We start from the raw sequence: 15969 nt of genomic DNA, 5'->3' as shown, positions 1-15969 counted from the left end.
ATGACAAAGGCGACCAAGGCGTCGCAATTCAGAGGGAGGGATCGACGCCGGAGGACTCCAATGGACGCAAGCTCTCGGAGGGGCAGCGAGTCCCTGGCGAGCGCCGGGGTGTTCGCGCTGTTCTGGTGCGTCCTGGGGGTCTTCGGAGGCAGTCGCCTGCTCAGGGATCCTGGCACCTTCTGGCATATCTTGACCGGTGAGCGGATCCTATCCGTCGGGTTCCCGCACTCCGACTGGCTGACCTTCACCTACCAGGGCCGCCCCTGGATCGCGCAGCAGTGGCTGGGTGAGCTGGTGATGGCCGTGACCTATCGGTGGGGCGGCTGGGACGGGCTCGTCGTCCTCACCTCGGGGGTGATGGCGGCCGTCGTCGCGTGGATCTTCCGGCGCCTGGCAGGGGCCGGCCTCGAGCTGCGCTGGGCCCTCCTCGCGGCGGCGCTGACGCTCCTGGGCGCGTCCCATCACCTCGTGGTGCGCCCCCATATCGCCTCGATTGCGTTCTTCGCGTGCGAGTTCGGGCTGCTCGTGGACTTCGAGGAAGGGCGAAGGCCAGCGTCGCACCTCGCGCTGCTCGTCCCGCTCTTCCTGGTCTGGGCGAACGTCCACGGAGCGGTGGTCGGCGGGCTCGCTACCTTCGGCCTCGCCACCGCGCTCTGGATCGGCCTTCACCTCGCGGGGAGCGGCGGACCTATCTCGGACCGGAGGGAGGCGCTCATCGCGGCCGCGCTGCTGGTCGCATCCCTGGGCAGCGTGCTCGTCAACCCGTACGGCCGGGAGCTGCCGCGCGCCTGGGCGAGCATCCTGCGATCTCCGGAGCTGCCGCGCTACATCGTGGAGCACGCCTCCGTCCTGAGGACCGGAACATGGCAGCTGCTCGCGCTCGGCGCCGGCTACCTCATCGTGCTTGCCGGGGCTCGTCGGTGGGCGAAGGCGTCATCCCTGCTGACGTGCATCTGGCTCGTGCTGGCCTGCCAGCGGGTGCGCCACGCGCCGTTCTTCGCCGTGTCGGCCGGCCTGTCGCTCGCGGTGATCGTGCCCGACTCCGGCGTGCGCCGCTGGCTGGCGGCCCACGGGATCGAGCTCATGGGCCAGCGGTCGGCGGCTGTCACCCGGACCAGCTGGCGGGCCTGGGCCGCGGCGATGGTCGCCGTGCTCGCGCTGGTGTGCGGCTGGCACCAGCTGACGGGCGGGCGACGGGCCTTCACCAAGATGGACGCGCGGTGGTGGCCGGTGAGGCTGATCCCCCCGCTCCGGCAGGCGGCGCAGGAAGAGGGGGTGGGCGCGCCGGTGCTCAACGACATGCGTCTGGGCGGATTCGTGGAGTTCTACGCGCCGAGCCTGCGCGTCTTCGTGGACGATCGCTGGGAGCTCTTCGGCGATCGGTTCATGGTGAACCACCTTCGGCCCGCTCCGTCCTGGGTCGACTCGCTCGAGCATGGCGACGCCATCCGGCTGGCGATCGCCGAGCGCGGCGGGGCGCTCGAGCGCCATTTGTCGTCAGACCCAACGTGGCGGCTGATCGCAACGTCGGAGGCGGGCACACTGTATCGGCGTACCCTCGCCGAGGAGCCCGCGGTCATCCAGGGGGGCGCTCGTCGCACGCCTTAGGGGGAGCGCCATGTCGAGATCTCGCAGCGCTTCATCGTGGCGGCCCAGGGCCCTCTGGCTGGACGAGCGCGGCGCCACGGCCGTCGAATACGCCCTGCTGGCCAGCTTCATCACGGGAGCGATCGCGGCGGCCGTCGGGACCTTCGGCGGCGCGGTCAAGGCCCTGTTCCTGAAGATCGTTACGGTCTGGCCCAATTAGTCAGCGCGCGCCCCTCATTGCAGCAGATGGGGGCGTGGTGGTCGCATGGCGGCCAAATGTGAGAACAAATTGGGCTGCGCCGGATCGGGCGCTCCGAACGGTATCGAGCCTGATGGCGGTGGCTTGGAAGTTCGCGCTTGAGCGCGATCATCTGCTCGAATGTCCCTTGTCCGTGCGAGACCCCGGCGGTCGGATTGATTCCTGAGGGCGAGCCCTCTACCGTCGCAATCGCTCGGCAATCACGCCGGCAGGTCGATGGACCGCGGGGAGTGGAAATGAGCAAGTACATGAAGCAGCTCTGGAACGACGAGGGAGGCGCGACGGCGGTGGAGTACGGGCTGATGGTGGCCCTCATCGCGGCAGTCATCGTCACGATCGTGACGACCCTCGGCGGCAAGGTCAACACCGCCTTCAAGACGGTGAGCGACGCGCTGCCGTAGCAGGTCGGTTCGTTCGTCACTGGGCCACCTTGCCCAGTCCACCACGAGAGCAGACCCAAGGGGCTTGGGCGGGGGAGGCATCGATGGGCCATTCGGCCCTTCACCTGGAATTGTTGGCGGCCCTCCTGGCGCTGGCAGGGGCGTGGGACGTCGCCGAGCGGCGCGTACCGAACGCCCTGCCAGCGTGCATCGCGGCCGCCGGGCTCGTCGCGCAGGGGCTTCGCGGCGGCGTCGCCGCCGTGGGCGCGGGTCTCGTCTGCGGCCTCGCGGTGGGCGCGCTGCTGGTCGTCCCCTGGAGACGCGGCCTCATGGGCGGGGGTGACCTCAAGGTGGCCGCCTCCGCCGCGCTCTGGCTCGGTCCGGCGGAGACCATCGTCTTTCTCCTCGCCTCGGCGCTGGCCGGAGGCGTGGTCTCGCTCGCGACCTGGTTCCTGGACCGGCGGGCTCTCGTCGCGCCCCCGGCGCTCGCCGCTGCGAGCTGGCGCTCGGCGGCGATGCGGGGCGGGGCCGGCCTCACGGTCCCCTACTCGGTCGCCATCGCAGCCGGAGCGCTCGCCGCGCTCTCGGTGAGGTGAGCTCATGAGTCGCCGAACCGCGCCTCCGAGCAGGTCTCACGGTGCAGCCGCCGTGGAGTTCGCGCTCGTCTTGCCGGTGCTCTTCCTCGTCCTGCTCGGAGCGATCGACTGGGGCTACTACTTCTTCGTCGAGGAGATCGTCACCAACGCGGCCCGCGAGGGCGCGAGGGCGGGCAGCATCGCCGTGAAGAAGGACGCCGCCAGCACCGCCTCGACGGTCAGCAAGACGTACCTCTCGAACAGCGGACTCAAGTCGGCTCCGACCGTCACCGCCCAGCTCGTCACCGCCAGCGGGGTGGACTCGGTCCGGGTCAGCATCGCCTATCCGATCGGCAAGACCGGATCCATCACGGGTTTCCTGAAACAACCGCTCATCCCTGCTGGCGCCAAGGCGCTCGCCGAGATGCGACGGTGAGCGCCACTGCCGGAGGAGCAACATGAACGACTCACCCGAGAACAATCCCCGGCGGAACGAGAAGGTGTCGAGGCGCTCCGCGGTCCGGGCGCTCCTGTTCCTCGTCGTGGCCCTGGTCGCGGCCAGCTCGGCGGCGTTCCTGTTGACGCGGTATCTCGACGCGCGCACCGCGGCCATGCGCGTTCCGACGGTCAAGGTGGTGGTGGCCGACGCCGACCTGCCGATCGCGACCATCGTCTCCGAGTCGTCGCTCAAGGTGGTGGACTGGCCCGCCGGGTCGGCGCCTCAGGGAATCGCCACCGATCCGAAGCAGCTGGACGGCCGGGTGGTCCACGAGCGCATCGCGAAGGGCGAGCCGGTCCTGCTCTCGAAGCTGGCGACGCCCGAGGCGGGCTACGGACTCGCGTCGCTCCTCGCGCCGGGCCAACGCGCCATGGCCGTGAAGGTGGACGAGGTCGTGGGCGTGGCCGGGTTCCTCCACCCGGGCGATCACGTGGACGTCATCGTGACGATGCGCCCCAGCGACAGTGGCAGCGCGCCCTTCGTCTCCAAGGCGGTCCTGCAGAACCTCAAGGTGCTGGCGGTCGGCAAGGAGCTGGAGCACCGCGGCCGGGAGCTCGAGAAGGCCACCCTCGTGACCGTGGCCACCCTCGAGGTGGACGAGGAGGAGGCAGAGCGGCTGGCGCTTGCGGCGGCCAAGGGGCACGTCGTGCTCGTGCTGCGACCCAGCAACGACGACGAGCTCGTCGAGACGCAGGGCGTCGTGCCGGGCGCGCTCCTCGGAGCGCCGCCGCCCTCCTCGGAGACGAGGGTGGTCGCGAAGTCCGAGCCCCGGCCGACCCGGCGCGCCGTCCGCCACGCAAGGCCCGCCACGGCGCCCGCGGCGGCCGAGCCGGGGCAGGTCGTCGAGATCCTCCGCGGCGATCTCTTCGAGAAACGCGACTTTGCCCGAAAGGAGGCGAAGCCATGAAGCTCGCCTTCATCATCCTGCTCGCGACGCTTGCCCCGCAACTCACCCTCGCCGCGCCGCCGCCCGCCGGCCCCGCCCCGCTCGCCGGAATCCCGCAGCTCCGGATCGATCGCGAGGTCGGCGCCGCCCGCGCCCTGGCGCTCGAGGCCGGGCAGAACCGGCTCCTGCTCATCTCCGAGCAGATCGCGCGGGTCTCGGTCGCCGATCCGACCATCGCCGATCTGAAGGTCGTCACGCCCTCCCAGGTCCTCCTGACCGCCAAGGGGATCGGCAACACCGATCTGACCCTCTGGAACCGCGACAACCAGCCGCTGGTCGTCGCGCTCCAGGTGACCCGCAACCTCGACGCGCTCCGGAGTCAGCTGAAGGAGCTCTTCCCTTCCGAGAAGGTGGAGGTCTCGGGCGCGGGCGAGCTGGTCGTGGTGTCGGGTGAGGTGAGCGACGTCCGGCTCCCCGAGCGCATCGCCGCGGTGGCGCGCCTCCACAGCCGCCAGGTGGCGAACCTGGTGCAGGTGACCGGGAACCAGCAGGTGCAACTCGAGGTGCGGTTCGCCGAGGTCTCCCGGTCCGGACTCCGGGAGATGGGGGTGAACTTCTTTCACAAGGCCGCGGACGGCACCCTGGTCGGCGGAATGACGGGCCACGGCGTGAACCCTGGCGACTTCCTCAACACCACGCAGAACCCGTCCATCCCGGGTACCGGGCCGCGCGGCCTTGCCGGCCACGGCAGTCCTCCCGACGTCCACGCCCCCCAGTTCAAGGACAGCTTCTCGCTGTTCCTCTCCAACTCGAAGGGCTTCCCCTTCAGCGCCATGCTGTCGCTGCTCGAGTCGAACGGCCTCGCGAAGACGCTCGCGGAGCCGACTCTCGTGACGCTCACCGGACAGGAGGCGCAGTTCCTCGCTGGCGGAGAGCTGCCCATCCCGCTCGCCTCCACCTTCGGCCAGGTCGCGGTCGAGTGGAAGAAGTTCGGTATCGTCCTCAACTTCACGCCCACGGTGATCGCCAGCAACACCATCCACCTCAAGCTGAAGGCGGAGGTGAGCGACATCGACAATTCGCTCGCGGTCAGCGTGGGGGGCACCACCATCCCGGGGCTCACCTCGCGCCAGAGCGAGACCACGGTCCGGCTCGGCGACGGCCAGAGCTTCGCCATCGCCGGGCTGCTGTCGGACCGGGTGCGGTCCACCATCGATCGCGTGCCCGTGCTGGGGCAGATCCCGATCCTGGGGGCGCTCTTCCGCTCGACGCAGTTCCGGCGAGACGAGACCGAGCTGTTGGTGCTCGTGACGGCGCGGCTTGCCGAGCCGGTGGCGCCGCACGAGGCGCCGCACCTGCCGACCGACTTCGAGCTCAACGATCCCAGCGACGCGCAGCTCTTCCTGCTCGGCCTCGACGGCAGCCCGGTGGACGTGACCGAGGCTCCGGGCGACAGCCGAGGCGCGGCGGGTCCGCGCGGCTTCACGCATTGAGGAGGCGCCGTGGAAAACGGGACCATCCTGCTCGTCGGGGTCGCGGCCGGAACCGAAGCGGGACTTCGCGCCGCCCTCCCCGAGGCGCCCTTCGAGTCCGCCGAGGAGTCCACCCGGGCTCGCCACCATCTCTCGGCCGGAGCGCCGTGCGCGGCGGTCGTGTCGCTCGAGCGCGACCCACAGGCCGGCTTCGAGCTGATCGCGACGCTCTCCGCGGCGGGCGCGAGGGTCATCGTCCTCGGCGGCAAGAAGGACGCCGACCTCATCCTCCACGCGATGCGGGCCGGGGCGCACGAGTTCCTCGTTGCCGGAGAGGAGGAGCGCCTCCAGCGCGCCCTCCGCGAGCAGGTGCGGCCGCCGGTGGCGAAGGGGCTCGGCCAGGTCACCGTGGTGCTGGCGGCGAAGGGAGGCGTGGGCGCCACCGCGCTTTCGGTCAACCTGGCCGGCGTGCTGCACGGTCCCGAAGCGCGGGTCTGCGTCCTCGACCTGGACGTCCACAAGGGGGACGTGCTCGGGTTCCTCGACGTGTCGGGCGGGTACTCCATCAGCGACGTGCTCGGGAACCTGGGGCGGCTCGATCGCGAGCTGCTGGGCTCGGCCATCCTGCGCCACCGCTCGGGGCTCGAGGTGCTCGCCCAGAGCGAGAAGCTCCAGGAGGCGGATCGCGTCGAGCCCCGCCATATCCCCGCCTTGTTGGGGTTCCTCCGACAGCACTACCGGCACGTGATCGTGGACGGGCTCCGCGGCTTCGACGACCTCTCGCTCGCCGCCCTCGACGCCGCCGACCGCATCCTGCTGGTGCTCACGCAGGAGGTGCCGGCGGTGCGTGACGCCCACCGCTACGTGGAGCTGCTCGGCCGGCTCGGCTACCCGCCAGGGAAGGTCCTGCTCGTGCTGAACCGCTTCCAGCGGAGCTCGGACATCACCCTCAGGGTCATCGCCGAGACGGTCGGCGCGCCCGTGGAGGCCACCATCGGGAACGACTATCCGGCCCTGGAGCGGGCCATCCGCGCCGGCGCCCTGCTGCTCGAGGCGGCGCCGCGGTCGGAGCTGGTCCGCGACGTCCGCGCGCTCGCGGAGCGGCTCGCGCCGCGTGCGGCCGCGGGCGCGCCCCGCCGCTCGATCTTCCACAAGCTGTTCGGGAGGATCGACCATGCAGCTCAGTGAGCGGCTCAAGCAGGGCAGCGCGCGGGTCGCCGGAGAAGCGGGCGAGCCCTCCGAGGCCTTCCACAAGCTGAAGGGGGAGCTGCATCGCCGCCTCATCGACAAGCTCGACCTCGAGACGCTCCAGAAGCTCACGCCCGAGCGCTTGCGGGAGGATCTCCGCGCCACGCTCGCCGTGGTCGTGGCAGACACCCGCCTTCCGCTCAACCAGCCCGAGCGCGAGCGGATGATCCAGGAGCTCCTGGACGAGGTGACCGGGCTGGGCCCGCTGGAGCCGCTGCTCGCGGATCCCGGCATCTCGGACATCCTCGTCAACACCTTCAGCACGGTCTACATCGAGCGCGGGGGCAAGCTCGAGCTGACGCGCGTCCGCTTCGACTCCGACGATCACCTGCTCCGCGTCATCGGCCGGATCGTCTCTCGCGTCGGGCGGCGCATCGACGAGACCTCGCCGATGGTGGACGCGCGCCTGCCGGACGGCTCCCGCGTCAACGCCATCATCCCGCCGCTCGCCATCGACGGGCCTATCCTCTCCATCCGGCGGTTCGGCGTCCGACCGCTGCGCGTCGCCGACCTCCTGGCGCTGGGCGCCCTGACGGAGGAGGCCATCGGCTTCCTGGCCGCGTGCGTCCACGCGAAGGTGAACATACTGGTGAGCGGCGGCACCGGCACCGGCAAGACCACGATGCTGAACGCGCTCTCCGCCTTCATTCCACCCACCGAGCGCATCGTCACCATCGAGGACTCGGCGGAGCTCCAGCTGCAGCAGCCGCACGTGGTCCGCTTGGAGACGCGGCCCCCCAACGTGGAGGGGAGGGGCGAGGTCATGGCCCGCGACCTGGTCCGGAACAGCCTCCGCATGCGGCCCGACCGGATCGTCATCGGCGAGGTCCGCGGCGCCGAGGTGCTCGACATGCTCCAGGCCATGAACACGGGCCACGAGGGCTCGATGACGACCATCCACGCCAACGGGCCGCGCGACGCGCTCACTCGCCTCGAGGCGATGATCGGCATGGCGGGGGTGCCGCTGTCCGAGCAGTCGACGCACCAGATGATCTCCCGCGCCATCCAGATCGTCGTCCAGCTCACGCGTGGCAGCGACGGGCGCCGACGGCTCACGAGCGTGACCGAGATCACCGGCAGCGAAGGCAACACCATCACGATGCAGGAGGTCTACCGCTTCGACCAGAAGGGCGTGGACGCGACGGGGAAGGTCCTGGGGCGGTTCGTCTCCTGCGGGATCCGCCCCCGCGTCATGGACCGAATCGAGCGCGCCGGGGTGGACCCGGCGAAGGAGCTCGCGAAGCACCTGGGGCGCTGAATGCAACAGCTCTTCATCCTCCTCCTCGCGCTGGCGCTGGTGGCGGTCGTGGAGGCCGCTCGCCAGGCCTGGCGCTACTGGGACGATCGGCGCAGCGGCGCCTTGCGCCGGCGGCTGCAGACGCTCGGCGAGGGGCTGCCAGGGGAGTCCGCCCTGCTTCGGGAGGCGCGCTTCGCCTCCAACCCCGGGCTCGACCAAATGCTCCGCCACACCACCTGGGCGCCGCGGCTGGCGCAGCTGCTCGAGCAGACCTACTCGCGGGTCACCGTCGCGCAGTTGCTCGGGTACGCCGCGCTGAGCGGGCTCGCCGCGCTGGTGGCAGGCGTGGCGCTCCGGCTGGGTCCGTTCCTCACGATCCTGTCCTGCGCCGGCGGGGTCTGCCTGCCCTTCCTGTTCCTGGACATCGCCCGGGACCGCCGCAGCCGCAAGATCTCGGAGCAGCTCCCGGAGGCGCTCGAGATGATGGCGCGCTCGCTCAGGGCGGGGCACGCCATCTCGGGTTCGTTCCGGATCGTCGCCACCGAGATGCCGGAGCCCGTCAGCGTGGAGTTCGGCCGCGCCTTCGAGGAGCAGAAGCTGGGGCTCAGCCTGGAGCAGGCCGTGCTCCAGATGGCGGGCAGGGCGCCGGGGAACGGCGACCTCAAGATCTTCGCCATCTCGACCATCATCCAGAAGGAGACCGGCGGCAACCTGGCCGAGATCTTGTCCAACATCGCCGAGACGATCCGGGCGCGTTACCGTTTCCAGGGCAAGCTCCGGGCGCTCACCGCCGAGGGGCGCGCGTCGGCCCTGGTCCTCGGGCTCCTTCCCCTCCTGATGGCCTTGCTGCTGCAGCTCATCAACCCCGGGTACCTGAAGCCGCTCGTGGCGGATCCCCTCGGCCAGCGGATCCTGGGGACCGCCTGCCTCCTCTGGGCCGCCGGGTTCCTCTGGATGAAGCAGATGATCCGCATCGACGTGTGAGACGACCGTGCGCCTCGAGCCCACCCTCTTCGCCGCTTCGCTGCTCGCCGCCGGGGCGCTGGCCGCCTTCTCCGCCAGCGTCGTGACCCTCTTCGCGCGCGGCGACGTGCTCAAACGGCGCCTCCGTAAGGACCTCGCGCCGGAGCCCGAGAGCGCCAGCGTGGAGCTGAAGAGCCTGCTGGCCCAGGGCCTGAGCCCGCTCGCACGCATCGCGCGGCCGGTGCAGGCCGAGGAGCTCTCGCGGCTGCGCCTCCGCCTCGCCCAGGGCGGGCTCCGCGGCGCCTATGCTTCGGAGATCTATCTGGGATGCCGGGTCTTCCTCGCCCTGTGCCTGACCCTCTCGGTATTCTGGCTGGAGGGGCGCCTGGGCTTGAGCCGGCCCCTCCTCCCGGCGGCCGCGGTCCTCGCCTTCGCCGCGGGGTTCTACGGCCCGGCGGTCTGGCTCACCAGCAGGATCGCCGGCCGGCAGGCGGCCATCGAGCGCGCCCTGCCGGACAGCCTCGACCTGCTCGTCACCTGTGTCGAGGCCGGGCTCGGGCTCGACGGCGCCCTGCAGCGCGTCACGCAGGAGATCAAGGGCGCCTATCCGCTGCTCGGCGCCGAGCTCGCGCTGACCGCGATGGAGGTGAACGCCGGGCTCCCGCGCGTCGAGGCCTTCCGCCGGCTCGCGGAGCGGACCGGGGTCGCGGAGCTCAAGTCGCTCGCCGCGACCCTCACGCAGACCGAGATGTTCGGAACCAGCGTCGGCCTCGCGCTCCGGATCCAGGGCGACGGAATCCGCACCCGGCGCATGCAGCGCGCCGAGGAGCGGGCCGCCTACGTCTCGGTCCGGATGACGGTTCCGCTCGTGCTCTTCATCCTACCCTCCCTCCTGGCCGTCGTGGTGGGCCCGGCAATGGTCAACGTCGCCCGTTCGCTCCTGCCCGCGCTCGGAGCAAGGTAGAAGCCCATGCGTTCGCCCCTCGTCCTCGCCGCTCTCCTCGCCCTCGGCTGCGCCCACGCCCCCCCGCAACAGGGCGGCTACGTCGCACGAAAGGCGATGGCCGCCGAGCTCGTCCGCCGCGGCGACTGGTCCCAGGCGTTTCCGCTGGTGCAGTCGCTTCACGCCGAGGACCCGGCCGACGCTGACGTCGTGGCGCTGCGAGGCATCGTGTACCGGGAGCAGGGGCTCCTGAAGGAGGCGCAGGCCGACCTGGAGGAGGCGGTCCGGAAGCTGCCGAGGTCGGCCGCGGCGCACGCGGCGCTGGGGCTCCTCTACGACCGGGTGGGGCGGACGGGCGAGTCGATCGCCGAGCACCGCAAGGCCGTCGAGCTCGTGCCCGGCAACGCCGGCTACCTCAACAACCTCGGCTTCTCGCTCTTCGCTCACGGCCGGGCCCGCGACGCGGTCCCCGTGCTGCAGGAGGCGCTCCGGGCGGATCCCACCCAGCCCCGGATCCGGAACAACCTCGGGTTTGCCCTGGCGCGCACGGGCGACTTCGCCGGGGCCGCTGAGCAGTTCCAGATGGGCGGCACGCCCGCGGAGGCGAAGAACAACCTCGGGTTCGCCTATGAGCGCCAGGGCAACCTCGCCCAAGCGTATCAGCTCTACCGCGAGGCGGTCCGCGCCGATCCGGCCCTCGAGCGTGCCCGGGCCAACCTCGACCACGCCGCCCGGAAGCTCGGAAAGCCCGCGGTGGCAGAGCCCGATTCCCGATCGTGAGGACGCCATGGACCAGCCTTCGATGAAGCTCGTGCTCCTCGTCGCCTTCGCCGCCCTGGCGGGCTGTGGCGCCCGGCAGCACATCACCCCCACGCAAGGGCGCGCCTACGGGGAGGCCCTCGCGTCGCAGCGCGCCAGGACGCCCGCGGCGGGTCAGGCCCAGGCGGTCCGTGGCCTCGACGCCCAGGAGGCGGACATCATCGCGCAGGGCTATCGCCAGAGCCTCGCGCCGAAGGACTCCAAGGTGAAGGACGAGCCGGTGCTCCTGATCGCACCGCAGCAGAACGTGGCGCGGCAGGCCAGCCTGCCGCCGCCTTCCGTGCCCAAGCAGTGAGGCGGCAGGCCCGAGGAGGAGCTCGATGAGCGCGCGCGGCAGCAGGGCGGAACGAGGCGTCACGGCGGTTCTGGTGGCCCTCATCATCGGCGGCCTCGCCGCCTTCCTCGCGCTGGCCATCAACGTGGGCCATCTCATGGAGGTGAGGGGCCAGCTCCAGAACGCGGCGGACGCGGCGGCGCTCGCGGGGGCGCGCGAGCTGACCGGAAACGAGACGGCGCCGGCGCGCGCCCGGCAGCTGGCGAAGGACTTCTCGAAGCGCCACACCAGCGATCGCCTCAACGTGCAGCTCGCGGACGCCGACATCACCCTCGGCACGATGGTCGAGACCGCGCCCGGCTCCGACCAGTGGGCGTTCAGTGCGTTGCCGGACTCCGAGTACAAGCAGATCAGCGCGGTCCGCGTGGTGGCGAGCCGCGGCGCCGCGGCCACCAACTCCTCCGTCGCGGTGTTCATGAACAAGCTGCTGGGCGCGGAGACCACCACCGGCGTCTCGGCGAATGCGATCGGGGTGGTGGGTGGCCCTTGCGGCCAGTGCTCGCTGCCGTTTGCGCTGCCCGACTGCCGCGTGAGGTCTCCCGATGGCGGCGTGAACTGCGGCACGGATCTCTACCTCAAGAACGACACCGCCGACACGTGGGGGCTCACCAGTCTGCTCTCCGGCATGCAGGCGAACGCCGAGGCGGCCACGAAGATCCTGAGCGTGATCAACGGCGATCCGAACGCCTGCTACCCCGTCCACACGGGCGACCCCATCCCCGTCCAGAACGGCGCCGACATCCCGAGCAAGCTCTGGGACGCGCTGCTCCCCTGGAACGGCAAGGAGATCACGCTGCCCCTCGTGCAGGCCGTCAACTGCGACATCAACGCCCCCAGGTTCGTCCAGGATCCCGTCGTCACCGGGTTCGCGCTCTTCACGCTGCACCTGGCGGCCAGCAACAAGGACGACCCGCCCGCCTGGATGAGCGTGGAGTGCAAGATCGTGGAGCCCGAGGAGAAGTGGTGCCCGAACTTCGGCGTCTCGGCGACGCCGCGGCTCATCGAGTAGGCTCACGGTGCTGCGTTCCTCCACGCCCGCCTGCCCCCTGCATCCACCCCCGGCGTGAGTACCTTCAGCCGGGGACGGCGTGCCGGCGCTCCGCGCCGGCGGCGGCTGCGCCGCGCGTCCAGCCCGCGTCCACGACGCCGCGGGCACACCGGCCGCAGCCCCCGCGAGGCGCCCCCGCATGATCCGCAAGCACCGCCAGGAAGTCCGCCGCGCCCTCGAGCAGATCGCCGACTGCGACACCCCGGAGCGCTGCGACGCGGAGGCCCGGCGGCTCTGGCAGGTGGACGGGGAGCACGCGGGAGACTGCCTGGTCTCGGTGCTCGACGAGCTCCTCGCCGACGCCCTCGCCCGCGAGGGCGGGGCCGGCGCGCTCCGCTCCGAGCTCGCGCTCCGGCTCAAGCTCATGGCGCACGCCTTCGGCGCGGCGTTCGTGGAGCCGGCGCTCGACCTGGCGAACCGGGTGCAAGAGGCCGGCGGGCAGCGGGCGACGCGCGAGGCCCTCGCGGCGAGGGTGCTGGAGGAGGGCGTGGCGCCGGCCCTGCGGGCCTTCGCCGAGCGGCTCGAGGGCGCCCCCGTCCTGAGCCTCGAGCGCGGCGCCAGGCTCGACCCGTTCCCGCGCGCGCCGTTCGGCGAAGGGCCGGCCTGGCGGGCGTGCCACGAGGACCCGCGCGTCGTGCTGCACGCCGGCAAGAAGGCCCTGCGGACCGCGCGGCGGCTCTCCTCGAACGGCGCGGGCCCGAGCCTCCGGCGCGCGGCCGACGCGCTGGAGCGGGTGGTGGTGGGGGAGGGGAGACAGGACCGCTCCGCCGCGCCGTCACGGGGTCGCGGCGCGGCGAAGCGGCGGCCGGGCTAGGCTCCTAGCCCGGTTTCGGACAGCCCGCGCCGCAGAACACCGGCGCCGGGCAGGAGGCGGGGTCGGGCTGGGCGTAGCCGCACCCGGCGTTGGCGAGGTCGAAGGCGTCCTTGAGCCGCTCCTGCCACGCCCGCGCCGCGGCGCCGCCGCGGGTGACGGGGTGCGCGGCGAGCTCGTCGCTCGCGAGCTGCAGCAGGGCCTCCATGGCCACCACGCCCTCGCCCTCCACGTAGACCGCGACCACGTCGAAGAGCCCCACGGCCCGGGCGTGCCGCAGGTTCAGCGCCGAGGCGGCCAGCTGGACGGAGAGCATGCACGCCATGTTCGACGCGTTCCCGCCGCGCAGCCACGCGGAGAGCTCCGCCTTCGTGCCCGGGTCGAAGTCGGTGCCGTCGAGGTTCTTGAGGTGGAGGCCGCGCAGGTAGGCGAGGTCGTCGTCGGTGACCAGCGCCTGGCCGTTCTTGTTGGCCCAGAAGCCGAGGGAGCGCCCGCCGCCGGGGCCGAGGCAGACGTTGCCGAAGTTGACGCCGGTGACCGCCTGGCCGCTGACGAGGTCGAGCTCGTAGGTCATGTCGCCCTTCAGCGCGCCCTCGATGCCGGTCTGGTTCACCTTGTTGCCGGTCTGCACCCAGGCCGGGAGCTCGCGGCCGCCGCAGCTCACGGTGTTGACCGCGACCCGCTCCGAGAACCGGTAGTGGTCGGGGGGCAGGGTGACGGTCGCCTTGCCGTCGCAGCCGGTGAGCACGGTCCCGGCCTGCGCGTCGGCGAAGTCGATGGGCCAGCCGGCGATGCCCCGCTCGCAGCCGCTCAGCGCGCCGTCGAGGCAGGGCATGTCGTAGTACTTCATCACCGTGACCTGCGGCGGCGGCTCGCAGCCGCAGGCGGTCTCGCCGGAGCAGGTCGCCGCCGGACAGGAGGCGGCGGGGGCGCCGCAGGGCGGAGGAGGCGGCGGCGGGCAGACGGCGCTCTCGGTCTTGAAGTTGTCGAACTTGCAGTCGCACGGGCCGGTGGCGCCCTCGCGGCAGACCGCGAGCGTGTAGACGCCGCCGGGGTTGGGCGTGTCGGCGAACGGCGCGACCGCGATGATGGTCCGCCCGTCGCGCGTGCTGGTCGCGTGGCCGCCGGCGTAGCCGAGGCTGCCGTCGGCGTCCACGGTGAACGTCCGGGCCGACGCGGGGTCGCTGCTCAGGAGCCCCTCGCCGGTGGTGAGGAAGGTGTGCTCCGAGCCGGGCGCGATGACGTCGAAGACGTACGTCCCGGCCCCGAGCGCGGCGGAGGCCGGGCCGCCGCTCACGTACACCGCCTCCTTCGACGCGTAGTGGTTGCAGTTCACGCCGGCGGGGCCGCCGGCCAGGCAGCCGCCGCTGCCCGGCACGAAGGTCGTGAAGACGGCGTGGGAGAGCCGGCAGGCCGCGAGCGAGTCGCCGTCGGCCGAGGTGCCGGCGGCCTGCTGCGAGAGGCCGCCCGAGCCGCCGCAGGCGGCGACGAGGAACGCGAGCGCGGACCACGTGAGCGCACGATGCATGACCTTCTCCTCCCCGGTGGTGATGACCGTGGTCGAATCGCACCACGGCCCACCTCCCACGGCTCGTGGACACGCGGGGCGTTCCCCAGGAGTGGTCGGCCATCGCCGGGGCGGCCCAGGTGACCTACCGTGAAGGAGCGAGCGCGTCGCCGGGGATCAGGCCTGCGGCAGCTGCAGCAGGCGCCCCACGGTCTCGGCGATGGTGGCGATGCGCACGGGCTTCTGCATCACCGTCTCCGCCCCGAGCTGGTGCGCCCTCTCGGCGGCCTCCGCGCCGCCGGCGGTGAGCACCACCACCGGCGTCGCCTTCAGGCCGGCCTCCGCGTGCATCCGCCGGAGCAGCTCGAACCCGTCCACGACCGGCATGTACAGGTCGGCCAGCACGAGGTCGATCATGGGGCGCTGCCGGAGCCGGTCGTAGGCGTCGCCGCCGTTCTCGACGAACTCGGTCAGCACCTCCACCGGGTGGGCCGCGGCGGCGACGCGCTCCATGGCCTGCGCGTAGAGCCGGCGCACGAGGGCGTTGTCCTCCACCACCAGCACCCGGCAGGTCCGGGTGGCGCGCACGCCCCCCTCGCGAACGCGCTCGACCAGCCGGAGGAGCCGCGCCCGGTCCGACTCCCGGTCGGGCGGGATCCAGACCATCACGCCGCGCCGCGCGCCGTCCTCGCCGGGGACGCGGCGCAGCACCTCGCCCTCGAGCTCCACCGGCTCGTGCGGCTCGGCGCGCAGCGTGAGGACCAGCCGGACGCGCTCGGCCTCCTCGAAGCTGCGGGCCGTCTCGAGGAGGTAGCCCTCGCCGCAGAGCCGCTCGACGGCGTCGGCGAGGCGCTGCGGCTCCGGCTCGCCGATCCGCACCATGAGGGGGACGCGCGTCGTCGGGCTGCGGCTGCCATCGTCCACCAGGCGTCTCCCCTCGGGCCGGGCCGAGTCTACCACGAGGCGCCGGCGGCGCGACCCGTGGCACGGACGCAGGGTAGAACCATGCCGCCGGGCGCGCAACTTCGTGGGGGCGACCCAGGCGGGGGTGCGCCGCGCGCGCGAGGGCGGCGGCGCGCCCGGTGTCAGACCGGCGCGCGAGGATGCTCGCGCCATGACGATCCTCGACTGCGCCCTCCTGCTCGCCCTCGCCGGCCTGGGCTTCATCCTCTGGGACCTCTGGCTCGAGCTCGAGGACGCGCGCCGCGACCGCGAGGAGCTCGCGGAGGCGCAGCGCGCGCTCCTGACGCGGCTGGCGTCGAGCCCCGCCGCGCCGCCCGCCCCGCTGCCCCGGCGCCCGCTCCGCGCCGCCGTCCGGCCCACGGCGGAGCGGCTGCGGGCCGCCATCCCGGCCGGCACGCAGCTCACGCTCCTCTCCCGCGTCCGCGGGTAGACTGGGCG

18 protein-coding genes are annotated in these 15969 nt (G+C 72.3%); 16 read left to right on the top strand and 2 right to left on the bottom strand.

Annotated elements, in window-relative coordinates:
* Positions 1 to 108: 108 nt before the first annotated feature.
* From AMPC_RS08285 to AMPC_RS08215, 15 genes are all read left to right on the top strand, one after another.
* Positions 109 to 1608 carry a hypothetical protein gene (locus tag AMPC_RS08285; RefSeq protein ID WP_248345674.1) on the top strand — a complete coding sequence of 500 codons (1500 nt, stop codon included), beginning with the start codon at positions 109 to 111 and terminating at the stop codon, positions 1606 to 1608.
* A gap of 10 nt (positions 1609 to 1618) precedes the next feature.
* Complete coding sequence (locus AMPC_RS08280; RefSeq protein WP_248345673.1) at positions 1619 to 1807, top strand: Flp family type IVb pilin; 189 nt, start codon at positions 1619 to 1621, stop codon at positions 1805 to 1807.
* A gap of 275 nt (positions 1808 to 2082) precedes the next feature.
* Positions 2083 to 2247 (top strand): Flp family type IVb pilin, encoded by a 165-nt coding sequence (locus tag AMPC_RS08275; RefSeq protein ID WP_248345672.1) that lies wholly within the window; start codon positions 2083 to 2085, stop codon positions 2245 to 2247.
* A 113-nt stretch (positions 2248 to 2360) separates the two neighbouring features.
* Positions 2361 to 2822 carry an A24 family peptidase gene (locus AMPC_RS08270; RefSeq protein ID WP_248345671.1) on the top strand — a complete coding sequence of 154 codons (462 nt, stop codon included), beginning with the start codon at positions 2361 to 2363 and terminating at the stop codon, positions 2820 to 2822.
* A 52-nt stretch (positions 2823 to 2874) separates the two neighbouring features.
* A complete protein-coding gene (locus tag AMPC_RS08265) occupies positions 2875 to 3237 on the top strand; it encodes a TadE/TadG family type IV pilus assembly protein (RefSeq protein ID WP_248345670.1) in 363 nt (120 codons plus the stop codon).
* Positions 3238 to 3259: 22 nt separating this feature from the next.
* Positions 3260 to 4207 carry a Flp pilus assembly protein CpaB gene (gene cpaB, locus AMPC_RS08260; protein ID WP_248345669.1) on the top strand — a complete coding sequence of 316 codons (948 nt, stop codon included), beginning with the start codon at positions 3260 to 3262 and terminating at the stop codon, positions 4205 to 4207.
* Positions 4204 to 5679: a type II and III secretion system protein family protein gene (locus AMPC_RS08255; RefSeq protein WP_248345668.1), complete on the top strand. Its 1476-nt coding sequence runs from the start codon at positions 4204 to 4206 to the stop codon at positions 5677 to 5679. Before cpaB ends, AMPC_RS08255 begins: the two co-directional genes overlap by 4 nt.
* Before the next feature lie 9 nt (positions 5680 to 5688).
* The gene (locus tag AMPC_RS08250; protein WP_248345667.1) at positions 5689 to 6846 is read left to right on the top strand and encodes an AAA family ATPase; all 1158 of its coding nucleotides are present in this window, start codon (positions 5689 to 5691) and stop codon (positions 6844 to 6846) included.
* The gene (locus AMPC_RS08245; RefSeq protein WP_248345666.1) at positions 6833 to 8164 is read left to right on the top strand and encodes a CpaF family protein; all 1332 of its coding nucleotides are present in this window, start codon (positions 6833 to 6835) and stop codon (positions 8162 to 8164) included. The genes AMPC_RS08250 and AMPC_RS08245 overlap by 14 nt, the downstream gene beginning before the upstream one ends.
* Complete coding sequence (locus AMPC_RS08240; protein WP_248345665.1) at positions 8165 to 9127, top strand: type II secretion system F family protein; 963 nt, start codon at positions 8165 to 8167, stop codon at positions 9125 to 9127. It abuts the gene before it with no gap.
* A gap of 7 nt (positions 9128 to 9134) precedes the next feature.
* On the top strand, positions 9135 to 10070 hold the full coding sequence (locus tag AMPC_RS08235) for a type II secretion system F family protein (protein ID WP_248345664.1): 936 nt from the start codon (positions 9135 to 9137) through the stop codon (positions 10068 to 10070).
* A gap of 6 nt (positions 10071 to 10076) precedes the next feature.
* Positions 10077 to 10829 (top strand): tetratricopeptide repeat protein, encoded by a 753-nt coding sequence (locus AMPC_RS08230; RefSeq protein ID WP_248345663.1) that lies wholly within the window; start codon positions 10077 to 10079, stop codon positions 10827 to 10829.
* Positions 10830 to 10836: 7 nt separating this feature from the next.
* Positions 10837 to 11163, top strand: coding sequence for a hypothetical protein (locus AMPC_RS08225; RefSeq protein WP_248345662.1), 327 nt, complete (start codon positions 10837 to 10839; stop codon positions 11161 to 11163).
* 73 nt (positions 11164 to 11236) lie between these two features.
* The gene (locus tag AMPC_RS08220) at positions 11237 to 12211 is read left to right on the top strand and encodes a pilus assembly protein TadG-related protein (RefSeq protein ID WP_248345661.1); all 975 of its coding nucleotides are present in this window, start codon (positions 11237 to 11239) and stop codon (positions 12209 to 12211) included.
* 178 nt (positions 12212 to 12389) lie between these two features.
* Positions 12390 to 13064 (top strand): hypothetical protein, encoded by a 675-nt coding sequence (locus tag AMPC_RS08215; protein WP_248345660.1) that lies wholly within the window; start codon positions 12390 to 12392, stop codon positions 13062 to 13064.
* A gap of 4 nt (positions 13065 to 13068) precedes the next feature.
* Here the strand turns inward: AMPC_RS08215 and AMPC_RS08210 are convergent, their stop codons facing one another.
* Positions 13069 to 14589: a hypothetical protein gene (locus AMPC_RS08210; RefSeq protein ID WP_248345659.1), complete on the bottom strand. Its 1521-nt coding sequence runs from the start codon at positions 14587 to 14589 to the stop codon at positions 13069 to 13071.
* Positions 14590 to 14745: 156 nt separating this feature from the next.
* Entirely contained in the window at positions 14746 to 15492 is a 747-nt protein-coding gene (locus AMPC_RS08205) for a response regulator (RefSeq protein ID WP_248345658.1), read from the bottom strand.
* 190 nt (positions 15493 to 15682) lie between these two features.
* On the opposite strand from AMPC_RS08205, the gene AMPC_RS08200 reads away from it, so the two are divergent.
* On the top strand, positions 15683 to 15961 hold the full coding sequence (locus AMPC_RS08200; RefSeq protein WP_248345657.1) for a hypothetical protein: 279 nt from the start codon (positions 15683 to 15685) through the stop codon (positions 15959 to 15961).
* The last annotated feature ends 8 nt before the right edge of the window (positions 15962 to 15969 follow it).

This window comes from Anaeromyxobacter paludicola (assembly GCF_023169965.1).
Taxonomy (GTDB): domain Bacteria; phylum Myxococcota; class Myxococcia; order Myxococcales; family Anaeromyxobacteraceae; genus Anaeromyxobacter_B; species Anaeromyxobacter_B paludicola.
Note: the sequence above shows the minus strand (reverse complement) of the source record. Positions and strands in the feature narration are given on the sequence as shown.

What these genes read in the sequence shown, in the direction of transcription:
- AMPC_RS08275 (WP_248345672.1), top strand. Translation starts at nt 2,083, where the DNA reads ATGAGCAAGTACATGAAGCAGCTCTGGAACGACGAGGGAGGCGCGACG.
- AMPC_RS08280 (WP_248345673.1), top strand. Translation starts at nt 1,619, where the DNA reads ATGTCGAGATCTCGCAGCGCTTCATCGTGGCGGCCCAGGGCCCTCTGG.
- AMPC_RS08225 (WP_248345662.1), top strand. Translation starts at nt 10,837, where the DNA reads ATGGACCAGCCTTCGATGAAGCTCGTGCTCCTCGTCGCCTTCGCCGCC.
- AMPC_RS08200 (WP_248345657.1), top strand. Translation starts at nt 15,683, where the DNA reads ATGACGATCCTCGACTGCGCCCTCCTGCTCGCCCTCGCCGGCCTGGGC.
- AMPC_RS08210 (WP_248345659.1), bottom strand. Translation starts at nt 14,589, where the DNA reads ATGCATCGTGCGCTCACGTGGTCCGCGCTCGCGTTCCTCGTCGCCGCC.
- cpaB (WP_248345669.1), top strand. Translation starts at nt 3,260, where the DNA reads ATGAACGACTCACCCGAGAACAATCCCCGGCGGAACGAGAAGGTGTCG.
- AMPC_RS08215 (WP_248345660.1), top strand. Translation starts at nt 12,390, where the DNA reads ATGATCCGCAAGCACCGCCAGGAAGTCCGCCGCGCCCTCGAGCAGATC.
- AMPC_RS08240 (WP_248345665.1), top strand. Translation starts at nt 8,165, where the DNA reads ATGCAACAGCTCTTCATCCTCCTCCTCGCGCTGGCGCTGGTGGCGGTC.
- AMPC_RS08245 (WP_248345666.1), top strand. Translation starts at nt 6,833, where the DNA reads ATGCAGCTCAGTGAGCGGCTCAAGCAGGGCAGCGCGCGGGTCGCCGGA.
- AMPC_RS08255 (WP_248345668.1), top strand. Translation starts at nt 4,204, where the DNA reads ATGAAGCTCGCCTTCATCATCCTGCTCGCGACGCTTGCCCCGCAACTC.
- AMPC_RS08230 (WP_248345663.1), top strand. Translation starts at nt 10,077, where the DNA reads ATGCGTTCGCCCCTCGTCCTCGCCGCTCTCCTCGCCCTCGGCTGCGCC.